Genomic DNA, 17,570 nt, shown 5'->3' on the forward strand with positions numbered 1-17,570 from the left:
AACAATGCAAGTCCTGAGCAGTATTAGGACTTTATCTTCGAAAACCCGTGCTTAGCACGGGTTTTTTATTGCTTATAGGTCGTTGTACCAATAGCCAATATCACCTACCATTGCCATCGGTTTATATAAATTACAGAGCGTTATGGATCTTAGGCAATTTGTTACTTCTCACTTTTCAAACATTACAGAGCTACAGCAAGCGGCATCAGTATGGAGTGGTTGCGGTGAGATTATTCGTTGCCAAATGAATGGTGCTGCTAGGGTAATTAAAGCGATTGAAGTGCCAAGTCAAATTAATCATAGTCGTATAAAACAAAGTGATTTTGCGCTTGCCAGAAAGCGGCAATCTTACTTAGTCGAATTTAATTGGTATCGGCATTACGCTAAGCAATTGCCCCATGAAGCTGCGGCTATTCATTGTATTGAGGCAATCCAAGAGGGCAGTAAGCAAGCGCTGTTATTTAGTGATTTCAGTGCACTTGGCTACCAGCAAGCAAGTGCTACACACCGCGACATTGAAGCAATTATAAACTGGCTTGCACACTTTCATGCTTTTCATTTAGCAAGCTCTGCCGATGGCCTTTGGCCGCGAGGTAGTTATTGGCATTTAGCAACACGGCCCGATGAGCTAAAGCGTATGAGCGATTTAAGCTTAAAAGCGCAGGCACACGCTATTGATACTGCGTTGAATGAGTCACCTTACCAAACATTAATTCATGGTGATGCTAAGCTTGCCAATTTTGCTATTGCGCCACAAAACCAGCATGTTCTTGGCTATGATTTTCAATATGTAGGCAGGGGTGTTGGGGTGATTGATGTCATGTATTTTTTAGGCAGTTGCTTAAATGATACGGCATTAAAATCAGTTGCAGATGACTATTTAAATCGCTATTTTGACACCCTCACACAGGCACTAAAACGTTATCAACCAAATGTAAACCCAGCGCATGTTGTTAGCAGTTGGCGAGCGCTTTGGTGTTACGCATGGAGCGATTTTTATCGCTTTTTAGCAGGTTGGAGCCCTGCTCATGCAAAAATAAACGGCTACATGCAGCAGCAATTTGTAACGTACTTAAAAATAAAGGATTAGCAATGAATAAGCCAATGCGATTTGCCATTATCGGCTGTGGTGCTGTAACCGAAGTGAAAAGCGGCCCTGCTTATCAACAGGCAGAAGGTATTGCGCTTATTGGGGTAACACGCCGCGACTTAGAAAAAGCCCATGATTATGCTAAACGCCACAATGTTGCAAAGGTGTTCGCATCGCCGAGCGAACTCATTAACGATAACAGTGTTGATGCCGTGTATATTGCCACGCCGCCAGATAGCCATAAAGCGTTTGCTCTTGAGGTTGCTGCGGCAGGTAAACCGTGTTGTATCGAAAAGCCACTGGCGCCAAGTTATCAAGATAGCCTTGACATTGTTACAGCATTTAAAGAGGCTAAACAGCCGCTATTTGTGGCTTATTATCGCCGTTCATTACCACGCTTTAATCACGTTAAACAATTACTTGAGCAAGGTGCCATTGGTAAGCCTCGTCATGTAAGTTGGCATTTAAGTAAAGCTCCTAACGCTCTTGATTTGTCGGGTGAATACAACTGGCGCACAGATCAAAACGTGGCACGAGGAGGTTACTTCGACGATTTAGCCAGCCATGGTCTTGATTTACTTGCTTACCTTTTAGGTGATTTTAATAAGGTGCATGGTTTATTTACTAATCAACAAGGCTTATATTCTGCGTTCGATGCTATTACCGCGCACTGGCAGCATCAATCTGGTGTTACCGGCACCGGGAGCTGGAACTTTGCTTCAGCAAATCGTTTTGATGATGTGATGATTTTTGGCAGTGAAGGCGAGCTTAGCTTTAGTGTTTTTGACGAAAAACCGATTTTGCTTAACAACGCACAGGGCAAAAAAGAGTTCGTAATTGATAACCCCGCGCATATTCAACAGTATCATGTTGAAAACATGTCGAACTATTTTCATGCTCAGCAACCACACCCATCAACTGGTGAAACCGCACTACATACAAGTTGGATTATGGAGAAAATACTATCGGGTTGAAGAAGTTATACAGGTATGTTTGCTTTTTATTGAATAAAATTAAGTCATTTAAAAGAATTAATGCAAATGTTGTGCATTTTTTGCAGTAGAGCTCATTAATTTACGCTAAAATAGGCGTAATTTATTTCATTTAGGTTCTACTTATGTCTATCCATGTAATTACTCATCCGTTAGTTCAACACAAACTTGGCCTTATGCGCGCAGAAGGTATTAGTACTAAAAGTTTCCGTGAGCTAGCGTCTGAAGTAGGTACCTTGCTTACTTACGAAGCAACAAAAAACCTACCATTAGAAAGCGTACAAATCACTGGATGGGATGGTTCAACATTAGATGTAGAGCATATCAAAGGTAAAAAAATTACTGTTGTGCCTATTCTTCGTGCCGGCCTTGGTATGATGGATGGTGTAATGCAGTTATTACCTGCGGCAAAAGTAAGTGTTGTTGGTCTTCAGCGTAACGAAGAAACACTTGAGCCAGTACCTTACTTTGAAAAACTAGTGGGTAAAATTGATGAGCGCTTAAGCCTCGTTATTGACCCAATGCTGGCAACTGGTGGTTCAATGATCGCAACTATCGATATGCTTAAAAAAGCTGGCTGTAAAGATATTAAAGTGATTGTATTAGTAGCAGCGCCAGAAGGCGTAGAAAAAACCCTTGCAGCGCACCCTGATGTTGAAATTTTCACAGCATCATTAGATAGCCACTTAAACGAAAAAGGATATATCATTCCAGGCTTAGGAGATGCCGGTGACAAGATTTTTGGCACAGTGTAAGGCGCTCACGTGGAAAATCATCAAACATTTTCGTTAAAAACCATTCTAACTGGCGCGCAAATGCTGTTTGTTGCATTTGGCGCCTTGGTACTTGTGCCGCTACTGACAGGCCTTGATCCTAATGTGGCTTTATTTACCGCAGGTTTAGGAACCTTGTTGTTTCATGTGGTTACCAAAGGCCAAGTTCCTATCTTTTTAGCATCGTCTTTTGCTTTCATCGCACCTATTATCGCCTCGGTACAAATGTGGGGCATTCCCGCAACTATGGGCGGTTTGATGGTGGCAGGCTTTTGTTATGTTGCGCTTAGCTTGATTGTAAAATTTAAAGGCGTGAATGCACTGCACAAGGTGTTACCGCCTGTGGTTGTTGGCCCTGTGATCATGGTGATTGGTTTAGCATTAGCCCCCGTCGCTGTGAATATGGCAATGGGTAAAACAGGGGATGGCAGTGCACAATTAGTTCCTTATGATCAAGCAATTTGGGTGTCTGGTTTATCATTACTGGTTACGCTGATTTTTGCGGTATGGGGCAAAGGTGTATTTAAACTTATTCCTATTCTTGCTGGTGTGGTAGCAGGTTACCTTGCTTCGTTATTTATAGGTATTGTTGAATTTAATGCGGTCACTGAAGCAAACTGGCTAGCAGTGCCTGCATTTACTTACCCTGAGTTTAAGTGGCAAGCTATTTTGTTTATGGTGCCAGTAGCCATTGCACCAGCAATTGAACATATTGGCGACATGATGGCTATTAGCCAAGTAACAGGTAAAGACTATTTAAAGAAACCAGGTTTACACCGCACTTTACTAGGTGATGGCTTAGCAACCTCTGCGGCATCGGTTTTTGGTGGTCCACCTAATACAACGTACTCTGAGGTAACGGGGGCGGTAATGCTTACGCGTAACTTCAACCCTCGCGTGATGCTTTGGACCGCTATCATCGCTATTGTGCTGGCGTTTGTGGCAAAAATGGGCGCGGGTTTACAAACTATTCCGGTTCCTGTGATGGGCGGCATCATGATTTTACTATTTGGCTCTATCGCCGTTGTTGGTTTAAATACCTTAGTTAAATCAGGTGAAGATCTTACCGCGCCTCGCAACTTGACTATCATCGCACTGATTTTAGTGTTTGGTATTGGCGGCATGCATATCGGCGGTGATGAGTTTAGTTTGCAAGGTGTAAGCTTATGCGCAATTTTGGGGATTATCTTAAATGCAGTTCTCCCCAAAGCAGTGCAACAAGCTGATTAGAACTTAAGAACTGCTTGAATATTGCACCAAAAAAGCGCATTAAATATGCGCTTTTTTTGTAACCATCTAAAAAATAAGGAATTATAAAACTGGTCTACTAACTGCATTTATCTCTATGTCATACTGGTAGGAGCGATTATGCAAGAGGCAAATGTTGTGGATATTACCCCGTTTTTAGCGAAGCATCAGTTACCACTCAAGTATCAATACTTAAGTGAGCAGTTTTTTATACCCCTCGCGCACGATATCTTAAGCGCAAAAATGACCGGCCAACCTATGCTGGTGGCGATTAACGGCTGCCAAGGCTCAGGTAAAACGACCCTCGCTGATTTCTTAGTGACCTGGGTTAATAGCAATACCGAATTTAATAGCGTGTCATTATCAATTGATGACTTTTATTTAAGTCGTGATGCACGCAACGAGCTTGCTAAAGATGTTCATCCTTTGTTTGCGAGTCGTGGTGTACCGGGTACGCATGATACGCAATTAATGGAACAAACCTTATCAGCTTTGTTGGCAGGTAAAGTGGAAGTGCCATTACCTCAATTTGATAAACTAACTGATGATCCGGTGCCAAAAGACCAGTGGCCTAGCAACCAAAAACCGATTGATATCCTGTTTTTTGAAGGCTGGTGTGTAGCCAGTACACCTCAGCAGCCTTATCAACTGCAAACTCCGGTAAATGAATTAGAGCAACTAGAAGATGCCGACGGCATTTGGCGTCGCTGCGTAAATAGTTGCTTAGCGAATGAATATCAAAATGTATTCGCAATGGCCGATTACACCATTATGTTAAAAGCGCCTTCATTTGAAGATGTGTATGCGTGGCGCTTAGAGCAAGAGCATAAACTAATTGCCAAAAAAGGCCAGGGGCAGGGCACGTTTGACGAAGTGAGTTTAAAGCGTTTTATCTCTCATTTTGAACGTATTACGCGGGAAAACTTAGCCACTCTTGCGCACAGCGTGGATGCGTTATTATTGCTTGATACCGAGCGTGATATCACCAAGATGGAACTTCTCGCTGACCAGATTGCTCAGCCACTTATTTTTACTGACTTAGACGGCACATTGCTCGATCACGATAGTTACGAATGTGAGGTGATCAAACCATTTTTGGCAAAGTTGAATGATACCGGTGTCAATGTGATTTTTAACACCAGCAAAACCTTTGCTGAAGTCACTAATATTCAAAAAGGTTTGGATCATCACCAGCCCTTTATTGTGGAAAATGGTGCTGCTGTTTATATCCCGAAAGACTATTTCAAAGTAAAGCCGATTGGCTGTGATGAATATAAAGGTTATTGGCGCTTTGCCATGACGCAAAGTACCGATAAATTGCATGAAGATCTTAAACAATATGCGAGCCAATTTAGTCATTGTGTACGTTTGTTTAGCCAATTTAGTGCACAAGAAATAGCCGAGTTAACAGGACTCCCCGTCGATAAAAGTGAATTGGCTCTACAAAGACAATACTCAGATCCGGTTTGTTTTTCGGGTAGTGAGGAAGAAAAGCAAGGTTTGATAAATGCAATGAGCCAAGCAGGCTACGAAGTGCTTGTTGGCGGGCGTTTTATCCATTTAACCAAAGGTAACAATAAAGGACTTGCACAAAAGTGGCTGTTAAATCAATTCAAAAAAGCCTATCGCAATCCTTTTACTGTGATAGCGCTTGGCGACAGTCAAAACGATGTAGCCATGCTAAAGGCGGCCGACACCGCTATTTTAATCAATAACCCTGGCAGCCAAGTGCAATCACAAATATTACAAAAAGCATGGCAGCTCAGCGAAAAACCAGCCCCAGCAGGTTGGGTTCAAGAAGTTTCTGCGTTAACTATCATCAAAGCGCGTTTTGCTGCAAAACAGGAGCAATCTCATGGCTGATTTTTATCAAAATGGCATTATAACTACGCTACACAATATTGCTGATCGCCCAGTAGAAGAACTAGAACAAGAGTTACTGGGCTTTTCAAAACAACGCCCAATGGGCCTAATTTTACCCTCGCTTTACAGTGAACTAGAGGGGCCCGCTTTGCAAAATATAATTGCTGAGCTGAAACATGTGCCTTATTTATCGCAAATTACCATTGGTCTAGATCGCGCTGATGAAAGCCAATATCGCCATGCACTGCAGTTTTTTGCGGAGCTTGATCAACCTCATAAGGTACTTTGGAATGATGGCCCGCGTTTACAAGCTCTTGATAAAGAACTACAAAAATTGGGCGTTGCGCCACGAGAACTAGGTAAAGGTCGCAATGTTTGGTATTGCATGGGCTATAAGTTGGCAACCTCAAAAGTTGAGTCAATAGCGCTGCATGACTGCGATATTTTGACTTACGACAGAGCGCTTTTAGCACGCTTAATTTACCCCGTTGCTCACCCTCGTTTTAACTATGAATTTTGTAAAGGGTTTTACCCACGTACCGCTGAGGGCAAAATTAATGGCCGTGTGTCACGTTTGCTAGTAACGCCGTTATTGCGTTCATTCAAAACAATATTAGGCAGCAACGATTATTTAGAATACATGGATTCGTTTCGTTACCCGTTAGCGGGTGAGTTTTCATTCCGTCGCGATGTACTTAACGATATTCGTATTCCAAGTGACTGGGGCTTAGAAATTGGCGTGTTATCAGAGATGTATCGCAATTACTCGCATAACCGTTTATGTCAGGTCGATATTGCTGATAACTATGATCATAAACACCAAGATTTATCGCTAGAAAACCAAGCGGCGGGCTTGTCGAAAATGTCGATTGATATCACCAAAGCTTTATTTAGAAAGCTCGCTACCCAAGGCGTTACCTTTACGACAGAAACGATTCGCTCATTAAAGGCAACCTATTACCGAATTGCACTCGATTTTATTGAAACCTATCACAATGATGCGTTAATGAATGGCTTAACACTTGATATTCACCACGAAGAAAAAGCCGTTGAAATGTTTGCTCAAAATATTATGAATGCGGGTCAGCACTTTTTAGAAAACCCAATGGAAGCACCCTTTGTGCCGAGTTGGAACCGAGTAGCTTCGGCAATGCCGGAGGTGTTTGCTCGTTTAGAAGAAGCTGTAGAGCTTGATAACAAAGAATATATTTAACGGGGAAGGCACGTGACTTTAGAGCTTTTGCAACAAAGGGTTATTCAGCATTTAACCTGCATCTACGTCGAGGTTGAGCTATCAACAACGCTTGAACAACTCGCAGACAGACTAATTAGTACCATGTTAGGTGATGATCCTGTTCGAGACCCAACGCCGCATAAAAACCGTTGGGATGAGCAAGATATGATTTTAATTGCCTACGGTGATTCGATTATTCGTCATGCTAATACGGATGAAGCCGTTGCCAAGCCCGAAGAACCACCTTTGCATACGTTACATCGCTTTGTAAAAAACCAATGCTTACCTGAACTTAATGCACTGCATATCTTGCCATTTTACCCATATAGCTCAGATGAAGGCTTCGCGGTAATGAACTATGTGCAAGTGAATGAAGCGTTAGGTAGTTGGCAACATATCCGCGATATTTCAGCGGATGTTAGGTTGATGGCAGATTTGGTGATCAACCATTGCTCTAGCCGCAGCGTTTGGTTTGAAAACTTTATTCAGGGCAAAGAGCCAGGAAAAGGGTATTTTAAAACGGCAAGCCCAAGTGACGACCTTGTACAAGTTGTACGCCCGCGAACATCGCCACTTTTACAAGCGGTAGAAACTAAAGACGGTTTGCAACATGTGTGGTGTACCTTTAGTCATGACCAAGTCGACTTTGATTTTGCTAACCCAGATGTGCTCGATGAATTTGTCAGCATTATTCGTCATTATTTAGATAACGGTGTGCGTATATTCCGCCTTGATGCGGTGGCTTTTTTATGGAAAAAACTCAATACCCGCTGCATTAACCTGCCTGAGACACACGAAGTGATCAGGCTGCTTCGCACCCTTATTGAGCATTTTGAGCCTAATGTGATTATTATCACTGAAACTAATATCCCGAACCGCGAAAACCTATCGTACTTTGGTAATGCCAACGAAGCGCATTGTATTTACAACTTTTCATTACCACCGCTGTTATTACATACCTTACTCAGTGGTGACAGCACCGCATTAAAACATTGGATGATGAGTATGCCACCTCCTCAAGAAGGGACGGCATACTTTAACTTTATAGCTTCACATGATGGTATTGGCTTGCGCCCCGTTGAAGGCTTGTTGGAGCAAAGTGAAATTGCCGAAATGGTGAATACTACGGCTAAATATGGCGGTAAAGTCTCATTACGTACCGCCCCAGATGGCACCAATACCCCTTATGAGTTAAATATTGCCTTATTTGATGCTCTGCAGGGCACCCATAAAGGCCCAGATAAATGGGGTGTTGCACGCTTTTTATGTGCGCATGCCATTATGTTTGCGCTTGAGGGTATTCCAGGTTTGTATATTCATAGCTTACTCGGCACTACCAATGATTATGAACGCTTTGAAAACAGCCAACATAACCGAGCGATTAATCGTCACCGCTGGCAAGAGTCAGATTTACTGGCCAAGTTAAGTAACGAAAATGCCCATCATCGTACTGTGTTTAAAGCGATGAAAAACCTAATGGTTATTCGTAAGGCGCAAAGTGCATTTCACCCCAATGCGACGCAATATACGTTACATTTAAGCGAAGGGCTCTTTGGTTTTTGGCGACAAAGCATCAATCGTTCGCAAAGTATGTTTTGTGTTTATAACATTAGTGACGAGCAACAAACGCTTACGCTTGCCGACTTAAATTTGATTGGTACCGAGCAATGGCGAGATTTAATTAGCGGTGAGCAAATTACCGAGCAGACAAAAACAATGTCGCTAACCCCATATCAAGCTGTATGGCTCAGCAATAAATAAACTTATCATTTAGATAGTGCAAATCCTGTCGTTAACAAGTAAGCAAATCAGTTCGGCTTGCTTGTTAACAGGTTATTTTTATTGTAGTACAATACTACCTTTTTGGGTGCCATTCTATCACTCCATCCTAATTTTTAGTGAAATTATCTTAGTGAATAAGACTTATTTGATCTAAATCACCTTTTTCTCAAAAAATATAGTTAACAATATTTACAATGTAAAAAGCAACTATTATCATTCTGCTTTTAATTTTAGGTACGTTTTACAATGAAGAAAGCAGTACTCTCTCTCGCTGTGTCATTGGTTTTGACTCCACTTTACAGTGTTGCAAATGATGACATGCAAGCTCAACTCGAAAAACTTCAACAACAACTCCTTGAACAACAAAAAGCGATTGATTATTTAAAAAGTCAATTAGAAGCAAAAAACACCCAGCAAGTTGCAGTGCAACAAAAAGCCCCAGTTGTTACTGAGCAGGCAGCACCCGTTGCTACAGTCGCAAGCAAAAAAGAGTCAAAACTTACTTTTAAAAGCTACGGTACTTTGCTTTATAAAAGTGACGAAGTGTTTGCCAACGTTCAAGATACTTCTCCAGAGCGCCGCGCCACAACAGATTTAGAGCGTGTTGTTACTGAGTTCGAATATGAAATTGATGATAAATGGAAAGTCGAATTTGAACTTGAGTATGAACATGGTGGTACAGGTACCACGCTTGAATACGACGGCTTTGAAGAATTTGGCGAATTTGAATCAGAAGTTGAAGCGGGTGGTGAAGTTATTGTCGAAAAGCTACAGCTAGAATATGAATATAACCCTAACTTTACAGTCAAGTTTGGTCATATATATATTCCGGTAGGCTTAGGCACAGACTTAAATAAGCCAGATCAATACTTTACCACGACTCGCCATTGGGGTGAGGCAACTATGATCCCGCAAGTTTGGCATGAAACTGGGGTTAACTTAATTTCTCGTTGGTCTGACTTTACACTACAAACATTGGTGACGACGGGTCTTAACTCTGAATACTTCCGTTCGACTAATTGGGTCGCGGGTGGTGCACAGCAACGCTTTGAAGAAAACACCGCAGATGATTTAGCGCTCACATTACGCCTTGATTATGGCAATGTTAAAGCTGGTAAAGGCTTTGGTGTTAGTTACTATACGGCAAATACATCAGATAACCGTCGCAATCAGGGCAAACTTGATGCGGATGGAAACGTGTCTATTCTCGGGTTACATGGTGCATGGACGTTAGAGGATCTTGTGTTCCGTGGTCAGTACTTATATGGCGAGTTAGAGGACTCAGTTGCTATCACTGCTGCGAATAAAACAACGCCGGGTCTACGTCCAGGAAGCTTTGCACAGCTTGGTAGTAAAGCTGAATCTGCATTTGTAGAAGCCGCATATAATATGCAGGGGCTGTTTGATTTATCTTCGCCGCTGTATGTATTTACCTCGTTTGATTATGCCAACCCAATGCTTGAAGTGGCCAGTGGTGCGGCTATCCATCGTTACGACATTCGTGAGCTTAACTTTGGTTTAAATTACCTTCCAAACAAAAACTTAATTCTAAAACTTCAGGGCGGTCAACGTTATTACGCACAAGACGATATCGATGACACGACTCACTTTAGCGCCTCTCTTGGCTATAAATTTTCAACAGAACTATAAAGGAACCTTGGGATGAAAACTGTATTAAACAGCATCACAGCTGTCATTTTAGCGTCAACACTTGTTGCATGTGGTTCGTCTTCTTCGGATGATTCTTCAGACACAAGCACACCCGTTACTGAAGTAACAGGCTTTAGCTATGATGCAACTGATTTAATTGAAAACGTAACTGAGCAAGTAATTGTAGATGGTTACGAAATGCTAAATAGCAAGGCAACGGTTCTACATAACGCGACACTAACATTATTAGAAAACAAAAACGAAGCTGCGCTGGCTGCTGCTCAACAAGCTTGGAAAAATGCACGTGTATTCTGGGAGCAAGGTGAGTCGCATATCTTTGGTCCTGTTGATAGTTTATCAATTGATCCGCATCTGGATACTTGGCCACTTAATACAGCTGATTTAGAAGCACTACTTGCAAGTAACACATCGTTTTCGGCTGATAACGTGAAGAACTTTGACGATGGTGTACAAGGTTTCCACACCATGGAGTTCTTATTATTCGGTAATGGCGTTGAAGATAACGATAAGTCAATTGACGAAATGACAGTACGTGAAATGGAATACTTAATTGCATGTGCTGAAGTATTTAATATTCATACACAAAGCCTTGTTGATGCATGGACTATTTCGGCAAATGCGGATAATGAACCTGCTTATAAAGATTATTTATTAACACCAGGCAATGATAAGTACTCATCCGAATTAGGTGTAATAGAAGAGTTAGTTAATGGTGTTATTGGTATTGTTGATGAGGTAGGTAACGGTAAAATTGCAGAACCATTTGGTACTAGCAAAGACACCGCTGATACATCATTGGTTGAATCACAATATAGCTGGAATTCATTAACTGACTTTAGCAACAACATTGTTGGTGTACAAAATGTGTTTTTAGGCACATTCAGCGATGAAAACGACAGCCCAGGTCTTAAAGCATTTATCAATGCCGGTGACGCTGAACTGGCAGCGAAAGTTGAAACTCAAATTTCAGCAGCGATTGCAGCGATTGATGCCATTGCAGGGGCAGATGATATGCCATTTAGACAAGCGATTAAGGATGATGCTGGTCGCGTTCGAATTCAAACAGCGATTGATGCGCTAGGTGAATTACAAGCGACCCTTGAAGAAGAAGTTGTGCCACTTATCAAAGAGTGGAATTTATAATCGCTGGGGAAGCATCTGCTTCCCCTCTTTACAAGATACCGTCATGAATGTAAAAGCAATTAAACCAATTCTATTTGCTTTCACAGCCTTATCTTTAGTGGCATGTGGAAGTAAAACAAGCGATAAAAGCGCGACCGAAACGACAACATCACCACCGACAAGCAGCGAAATGGATCCAAATTATATTGATGTTGTTGAGTTGGCAGGTGATGCGACAGCCCTTGATACTAATAATTCAGGCCATGGTTTCTCTACACCTATGCCTAATTTAAGTGATTCAGAACTCGATATTCACTTAACTGGCGATGCTAATTTTGAAACATCCTTTACGACAGCCCCGAATGATGCACACCCGGAACTCGATGGTTTAGGGCCTGTTTTTAATAACAATAACTGTAATGCTTGTCACCAACGAGATGGTCGCCCAAGTACCATTGTTCCAACCGCTGAACAGCAAACTGTGAAGTTAGCGAATGATGCAGGGATCTTTTTACGCGTTAGCTTAGCTGATGGCGTGTGTGAAATGCCAAGTAGTGTCAATGATTTTTGTCAGGTTTCAGGCGTTGAAGGGTTTGGGGATCAACTCTTTCACCGGGGGATTTTACAAGCCCGTGAAGACTGGCAAACGCATAATTTTGGCGGCCAAGCTGATGTATATCTAAGCTATGATTACACGGAGTTTAGTTACCCAGATGGTAGTACTGTCACGTTGAAAAAACCGGTATTTACTATCGACAATGCATGGGACTCACCTGAAAACTTCAGTTTAAGTGCCCTTGCCAATGAAGATGTACGTTTTAGTGCCCGTAATGGCATGCCTGTTTTTGGCCTTGGATTACTTGAAGCGATTGAAGAGCAAGACATTCTAGCGCTTGAAGATGTTAATGATGCCGACAACGATGGAATTTCTGGTAAAGCAAACTGGGTATTTGATGCTGTAAAGGCTCAAGCGGGTGATGAAAACCCTGTGTCACTTGGACGGTTTGGTTGGAAAGCCAGTACACCATCAGTCAGACAGCAATCACTAGGCGCACTGCGTGGCGACATGGGGGTAACCAATTCATTGTTCCCTGAAGAAAGCATTGCAAATACGTTAATGCACGAAAGCTATTTATCTCGTACTAATTATCAAGATACCGGTTCTGATGAGCAAGGATTGCCAGAAGCGAGTAATGAGTTTTCTGATACGGTAGTGTTTTACGCAGAAACGCTTGCTGTGCCAGCTCGTCGCAATGTTGCCGACGAAGATGTAAAAGTCGGTGCACGTTTATTCGACGAGTTAAACTGTACTGGTTGCCATACTCCTCGCTTTGTAACCTCAAATGGTGCCGCTTTATTATTGGGCGGTGTTGCAGCGCCTGCGGCAGTTAAAGGGCAAGAAATTTGGCCATTTACCGACATGTTGTTACATGACATGGGTGAAGAGCTTGCAGACAATCGTCGTGATTTTATGGCAACAGGCCGAGAGTGGAAAACGCGCCCTCTTTGGGGAATTGGTTTAACAAAAACAGTTAACCCAGCCGCAGGTTTCTTACATGATGGGCGTGCAGCTACATTTGAAGAAGCGATTTTATGGCATGGTGGTGAAGCTGAAAAAAGTAAGCGTGAATTTACAGAGCTTAGCAGTGAAAAAAGAGCTCAGTTAATTAGCTTTTTACAATCTCTATAGCTTTGAAACCCTTTAAAAACGCACTGTAAACGCCGTTTACAGTGCGCTTCTGGTTGCTTCTAACAGAAGTGAGTCAACACTGAAGGGAAGGGGATTTTCATTTGATTTACTGAAAACGCGAAAGTTAATTGCTAAATTATCACGGTGGATTTGTTCAACCAGCTTTAGTGTTTGTTCGTTATGTTGGCTGAAAATAGCCACCTTATGATGCATAGGTGCGGTTTCGTGCTTGTTTAGTAAATCATAAATATTCACCAAAGCAAATGCCCCCAACGTAACATGGCCACCGATAGTGACGTCTATCTTCTCTGCTACGGCTCTGAGCGGCCAATTTATTGCGCCAACTAATACATCTTTGCGTTTGTTTAACTCATCAAGCGCAGTAATTGCTCCTAATGCCATAGCATCGTTGGCAGCCCAGACAATATTCATGTCTGATTGATGGCTAAAGTAGCCAAGACTATGGCGATACGCTTGTGTTGCTGACCAGTTGGCAACCGTTTTTGCGGTGATATTAGCATTCTCATGCGTTTGAACACTTTGCTCTAAACCTTCTTCTCTATCAAGTGCTGCATGGGTGGTGTAATCGCCATTTATAGCGAGAAAATTGGCCGCGTACTGAGCTTTTTCAATCAGTTTATCTGCGAGTAATTGCCCTGCTTGTTTGTTGTCGGGTTCCACACTACCTGCGATTTTAATGCCATGATCAATCAAACGTTTTAGTTCTAATTCTGATGGGCGGTTAAGGAGAAAATAAATAGGCGTAGAGGTGCTATTTAAGCTTAAAAGTTGTTGGGTGAGCACGCTTTTTTCGTCAACTAAAATCAGCATATCAGGCTTTGCTTTAATCGCCTTAGCTACTAATGACTTCATTTCAATATGATTTCGATTGGCATAATGAATCGTTAAATCGAGATCAAAATCTTTTGCAGCATCACGCATCAACTGCGACACTTCAAACCAAAATGGGCCTGTGACATTCGTATTTTCATAGCCAGGGTTTATAAAAATAATACTTTGTTTGGCAAAAACACTTGGTAAGTAAAATAGGCAAATAATGAAAAATACTGTCTTAAGCATAGTCTTATTAGGTTAAAAGGTTGGTATGGTGAAGTATAGCGCGAATCGTTTGCTTTGAAGTAAATGATTGGAGTAGGCTTTGAGGGCTCATACAAAAAAGGGCTGCACGAATGTACAGCCCCAAGAGAATCAAACCTATTAACGATTAGAAATCGTAAGATAGTCTTAAGTAGCCAAAACGACCGATGTTGTCGTAACTTGCACTACCAGAACCTGTACCTCTTGTACCGAATGGAAGCTCTCTGTTGAAGATGTTATCAACACCAACTTTAACACCAAAGCCGCTTTCGAAGTTATAACCTACTGTCGCATCAGAAATAACATAGCTACCAAACTTCATTAAGCTATTTGGATTTGGGTTATCTTCTAGCTCTTGGTCTGTATAAAGGCTTACCTCATCTAGGTAACGTGTATCAAACGTTGCAAAGAAACCATCACGCTTGTAAGAGATAGTTAAGTTAGCTTGCCATTTTGCCTCACCCGTTGTACCAGCATATTCGATGTAATCTTCAGGTTGGTCTTGGAATGGGAAGTCTTTGCGTTCAATAAGGTATGTACCAATTAAACGTGTTGAGAAGTCGCCATCTAGCGCGTCAAAGTCATATCCTAGCTCAAAATCAACACCCGATGCTTCTTGACCAGAAACGTTTAATACAGAGTTTTGAATTAAGGTAATTTCACTTGATGTGCTATCACGTGTAATTAGATTACAGTATTGGTTATTGATACCGCCTTCAGCGTCAACACAACGATCAAGAATTTCTTGAGAAGCAATCGTCGAGATAGCATCTTCTAGTTCAATTTTCCAGTAGTCAATTGTAACAACTGAGTTTTCTAAGAATGACGGCTGATAAACCAAACCAATTGTTGTACTTGTTGACTCTTCACCCTTAACGTCTCGGTTACCACTAACTAAACCTTCAAGTGTTTGTGAATCGTAATCTGATTCAAAACCTACTGGAACACCTAATGCTGCACAGTTAGCACGGCGAACTTCTGAGTTTTGTAAATCATCTAGATTATCAGCTAAACAAGGGTCATCAACGTTATAGAATGTTTGGCTAGGTGCACCGAAGATTTCTCCAATGTTTGGAGCACGTAGTGCTTCAGATTGTGTTGCACGAACACGTAATTGATCGTTAACAGTCCAATCTAAACCTACCTTCCAGCTTGTTGCATCGCCGATTGTGCTGTAGTCAGCATAACGTACCGCTGTATCTAGTACTAGGTCTTGCACAAGAGGCAAGTCAGCTAATAGTGGGATTGATGCTTCAAAGTAAATCTCGTTTACATCAAAATCACCTTTATCTTCGCCAAGCGCGTTAAAGAACGTACCAACTGCATTATCTGGCTCTTTAGTTTCACTTTCTTCTTTACGGTATTCAACACCGGCAGCAAAACCAATATAACCTGCTGGTAGTTCATAAATCGCTGAGTTTGCAAGTGATGCTGTGACTACTGTTTGAGTAATCTCAGAAGTACCTGTCGATACTGTGTTAATGTAATTAATTGCTTCTTGGCTTGGTGCGCCAAAGCCCATAATGTTTACCGGTACACAACCTTCAGCGCGTGCTTCTTCACTACGACAAACAACATTTCCTTCATCATCTTCAACAGCGTCAAGAGCATTGTAGTAGTTTGCCATGATCATGTTGGCGCCATTTATACGCTCTAATTCAGTTTGACCATGCACAACTGATGCATCTAATTCCCACTCATTGAATACAGTGCCTCTTAAACCAGCAACAAAACGGGTTGTTTCACGCGTATTGTTTTCGATACGACGACCTAAATCTGTCATCATACGGTTAACCATGATTGAGCTAACACCTTCTTCTTCCATTACTGCTTTTACAGTTGGATCTAGGTAAGCGTTATCAATTTTGATGCTGTTATTAGGGTTAAAGAAGAAAAATGCCGGTTGACCAATACTTTCACCTTCGCTGTTAACATATTTTGCTTCGAAATACGCATTCATGTCTTCAGCAACATCATAGTTAACTTTAAAGTTTACGTTGTAACGCTCAAATTCTGGTTGAATTTCATTGAACTGTGCAAGGTTAAATGAGTCACAGTCAGCACATGCTAGGCCATCTACTCGGTCACCTATATAAATATCACGAAGGCTGCCATCAGGGTTGAATGAGTTAACATAGCCATTGCTTGTTGCAAAAACACCAGCGTTATTAATCGCATAATAGCCAGCATTTGGTGTGTAGATTTTATCAGGGAAGTTTGGATCGTCTTTGTTTTCTTCGTTTTGAGCTGGGTTACGCAAGCTAAAGAAAGAGCCATCAGTCCACGGGTGATCAAGCGCATTTAATGTATTTTGGCCTGAATACTCAACAGCAAAGGCAACATTACCACGGTCATTATCGAAGTTTGTACCATATGAAAACGTTGCTTTTTCATTTTTATAGTCACTTAGTTCCGAGGCTCCTTTGGTAACACTAACACTTAAGCCTTCGATATTCTTTTTAAGAATGAAGTTAACTACACCTGTTACAGCGTCGGCACCGTATACAGCTGATGCACCACCTGTGATGATCTCAACACGCTCAACCCAAACACTTGGAATTGTATTGGTATCAACTGATTGAGAGCCTGCTGAGCTAGAAACATGGCGCTTACCATTGACTAGTACTAATGTACGATCAGTACCCATGTTACGTAAATCAAGAATGTTAAGACCGGCAGTACCGATAAAACGACCTGAGTTTGATAATGAGTAAGTATTACCAAGGGCCGGTAACTTATTTAGTGCCTCACCGATATTTACTGCGCCGGTGTTAACTAAGTCTTCACCACTGATAACAGTTACTGGAGCGGGGGCAATAGCACCTTCACGTAAAATACGTGAACCTGTTACCTCGATACGGTCGATAGATTTTGCGCCTTCTTCTTCAGCAGCTAAAGATTGGCTAGAAATGGCGAGGGCCGATGAGCATAGAGCAAGCTTAATGCTAGCACCTAAATAATTATTTTTTATCATTGTTTCACCTGTTACTTTATTGTTTTATCCCTG

General features: G+C 41.8%; 12 protein-coding genes. 10 read left to right on the forward strand and 2 right to left on the reverse strand.

Annotated elements, in window-relative coordinates; all coding sequences use genetic code 11:
- The first annotated feature begins 142 nt into the window (after positions 1-142).
- The 10 genes from ISP07_RS15125 to ISP07_RS15170 all read left to right on the forward strand — a co-directional run bounded on the left by ISP07_RS15125 (position 143) and on the right by ISP07_RS15170 (position 13,465).
- Positions 143-1,090 (forward strand): aminoglycoside phosphotransferase family protein, encoded by a 948-nt coding sequence (locus ISP07_RS15125; protein ID WP_187490006.1) that lies wholly within the window; start codon positions 143-145, stop codon positions 1,088-1,090.
- 2 nt (positions 1,091-1,092) lie between these two features.
- Complete coding sequence (locus ISP07_RS15130; RefSeq protein WP_209328094.1) at positions 1,093-2,064, forward strand: Gfo/Idh/MocA family protein; 972 nt, start codon at positions 1,093-1,095, stop codon at positions 2,062-2,064.
- Positions 2,065-2,207: 143 nt separating this feature from the next.
- Entirely contained in the window at positions 2,208-2,837 is a 630-nt protein-coding gene (gene upp / locus ISP07_RS15135) for a uracil phosphoribosyltransferase (RefSeq protein ID WP_054554568.1), read from the forward strand.
- 9 nt (positions 2,838-2,846) lie between these two features.
- Positions 2,847-4,085 carry a uracil-xanthine permease family protein gene (locus ISP07_RS15140; protein ID WP_209328095.1) on the forward strand — a complete coding sequence of 413 codons (1,239 nt, stop codon included), beginning with the start codon at positions 2,847-2,849 and terminating at the stop codon, positions 4,083-4,085.
- A 138-nt stretch (positions 4,086-4,223) separates the two neighbouring features.
- Positions 4,224-5,966: an HAD-IIB family hydrolase gene (locus ISP07_RS15145; RefSeq protein ID WP_209328096.1), complete on the forward strand. Its 1,743-nt coding sequence runs from the start codon at positions 4,224-4,226 to the stop codon at positions 5,964-5,966.
- Positions 5,959-7,179, forward strand: a complete 1,221-nt coding sequence (locus ISP07_RS15150; RefSeq protein WP_209328097.1) for a glycosyl transferase — start codon at positions 5,959-5,961, stop codon at positions 7,177-7,179. The genes ISP07_RS15145 and ISP07_RS15150 overlap by 8 nt, the downstream gene beginning before the upstream one ends.
- 12 nt (positions 7,180-7,191) lie before the next feature.
- Positions 7,192-8,961, forward strand: coding sequence for a sugar phosphorylase (locus ISP07_RS15155; RefSeq protein WP_209328098.1), 1,770 nt, complete (start codon positions 7,192-7,194; stop codon positions 8,959-8,961).
- Between the two features lie 267 nt (positions 8,962-9,228).
- Positions 9,229-10,632 (forward strand): hypothetical protein, encoded by a 1,404-nt coding sequence (locus ISP07_RS15160; protein ID WP_209328099.1) that lies wholly within the window; start codon positions 9,229-9,231, stop codon positions 10,630-10,632.
- Between the two features lie 12 nt (positions 10,633-10,644).
- The gene (locus tag ISP07_RS15165) at positions 10,645-11,796 is read left to right on the forward strand and encodes an imelysin family protein (protein WP_209328100.1); all 1,152 of its coding nucleotides are present in this window, start codon (positions 10,645-10,647) and stop codon (positions 11,794-11,796) included.
- 43 nt (positions 11,797-11,839) lie between these two features.
- The gene (locus ISP07_RS15170; RefSeq protein WP_209328101.1) at positions 11,840-13,465 is read left to right on the forward strand and encodes a di-heme oxidoredictase family protein; all 1,626 of its coding nucleotides are present in this window, start codon (positions 11,840-11,842) and stop codon (positions 13,463-13,465) included.
- Positions 13,466-13,501: 36 nt separating this feature from the next.
- On the opposite strand, the gene ISP07_RS15175 is transcribed toward ISP07_RS15170, so the two are convergent.
- A complete protein-coding gene (locus tag ISP07_RS15175) occupies positions 13,502-14,545 on the reverse strand; it encodes an ABC transporter substrate-binding protein (protein ID WP_209328102.1) in 1,044 nt (347 codons plus the stop codon).
- A 145-nt stretch (positions 14,546-14,690) separates the two neighbouring features.
- A complete protein-coding gene (locus tag ISP07_RS15180; protein WP_209328103.1) occupies positions 14,691-17,537 on the reverse strand; it encodes a TonB-dependent receptor domain-containing protein in 2,847 nt (948 codons plus the stop codon).
- Between the last annotated feature and the right edge of the window lie 33 nt (positions 17,538-17,570).

The organism is Pseudoalteromonas sp. PA2MD11, from assembly GCF_017808125.1.
GTDB lineage: Bacteria > Pseudomonadota > Gammaproteobacteria > Enterobacterales > Alteromonadaceae > Pseudoalteromonas > Pseudoalteromonas simplex.

What these genes read in the sequence shown, in the direction of transcription:
- ISP07_RS15125 (WP_187490006.1), top strand. Translation starts at nt 143, where the DNA reads ATGGATCTTAGGCAATTTGTTACTTCTCACTTTTCAAACATTACAGAG.
- ISP07_RS15130 (WP_209328094.1), top strand. Translation starts at nt 1,093, where the DNA reads ATGAATAAGCCAATGCGATTTGCCATTATCGGCTGTGGTGCTGTAACC.
- upp (WP_054554568.1), top strand. Translation starts at nt 2,208, where the DNA reads ATGTCTATCCATGTAATTACTCATCCGTTAGTTCAACACAAACTTGGC.
- ISP07_RS15145 (WP_209328096.1), top strand. Translation starts at nt 4,224, where the DNA reads ATGCAAGAGGCAAATGTTGTGGATATTACCCCGTTTTTAGCGAAGCAT.
- ISP07_RS15150 (WP_209328097.1), top strand. Translation starts at nt 5,959, where the DNA reads ATGGCTGATTTTTATCAAAATGGCATTATAACTACGCTACACAATATT.
- ISP07_RS15160 (WP_209328099.1), top strand. Translation starts at nt 9,229, where the DNA reads ATGAAGAAAGCAGTACTCTCTCTCGCTGTGTCATTGGTTTTGACTCCA.
- ISP07_RS15165 (WP_209328100.1), top strand. Translation starts at nt 10,645, where the DNA reads ATGAAAACTGTATTAAACAGCATCACAGCTGTCATTTTAGCGTCAACA.
- ISP07_RS15170 (WP_209328101.1), top strand. Translation starts at nt 11,840, where the DNA reads ATGAATGTAAAAGCAATTAAACCAATTCTATTTGCTTTCACAGCCTTA.
- ISP07_RS15175 (WP_209328102.1), bottom strand. Translation starts at nt 14,545, where the DNA reads ATGCTTAAGACAGTATTTTTCATTATTTGCCTATTTTACTTACCAAGT.
- ISP07_RS15180 (WP_209328103.1), bottom strand. Translation starts at nt 17,537, where the DNA reads ATGATAAAAAATAATTATTTAGGTGCTAGCATTAAGCTTGCTCTATGC.